We start from the raw sequence: 622 nt of genomic DNA on the forward strand, positions 1-622 counted from the left end.
CCGATACCCTTGTTTATCGGGTATTCAGCCATACATTGTTTATTAAAGGAAGAATGAGCGCAGGATAGTGGCGGCGACAATCAAGAAGATACAAGCCCCGAACCACGAGGCGGCGGTCTTCGAGGTGTCCGGGTCTCCGGACGAGAATTTTCCGTACACTTTCACGCCACCGATAAGCCCGACTACCGCGCCGATGGCGTAGATTAATTTCGTGCCGGGGTCGAAATACGAACTCACCATAGAGGTGGCTTCGTTGATGCCAGCCAGACCGTTTCCCTGTGCGAAAGCGGAGGCGGTTGCGGCAATCATAAGTGCCGCAGCGATGATTAACTTTTGTCTGATGTTCTTGTTCATAAACTGTTCTTTTTTGTGCCGTCCAAAGGGTGGATAGTCCTTTTTCGGGCGGTTGATACTTGATTACTTTACTTTGGTTTTAGTGGTTGCCCGTTTGTTTCTACGGACTTGGGGCTGTCCGTTGCGGGTTGGCTGTACCTTGTACCGCCGTGCGCGTGGGTGTCGTCATTTTACGTTTTCATTTCCATTCTTTTTTAGTTGTTATACATAGTTTCGGAAGTCGAACTCCTCGATGTTGTCGGGAATCACGAACACCTTTTCCTTTTGT

1 protein-coding gene is annotated in these 622 nt (G+C 49.2%); it reads right to left on the reverse strand.

Translation table 11 applies throughout. From position 1 onward, the window contains the following. Positions 1 to 42 precede the first annotated feature (42 nt). A complete protein-coding gene (locus JZY04_RS21055; protein WP_004311205.1) occupies positions 43 to 354 on the reverse strand; it encodes a DUF4134 domain-containing protein in 312 nt (103 codons plus the stop codon). Positions 355 to 622 lie beyond the last annotated feature (268 nt).

The organism is Bacteroides sp. 11BF (assembly GCF_019633765.1).
GTDB classification, from domain to species: Bacteria; Bacteroidota; Bacteroidia; order Bacteroidales; family Bacteroidaceae; genus Bacteroides; species Bacteroides hominis.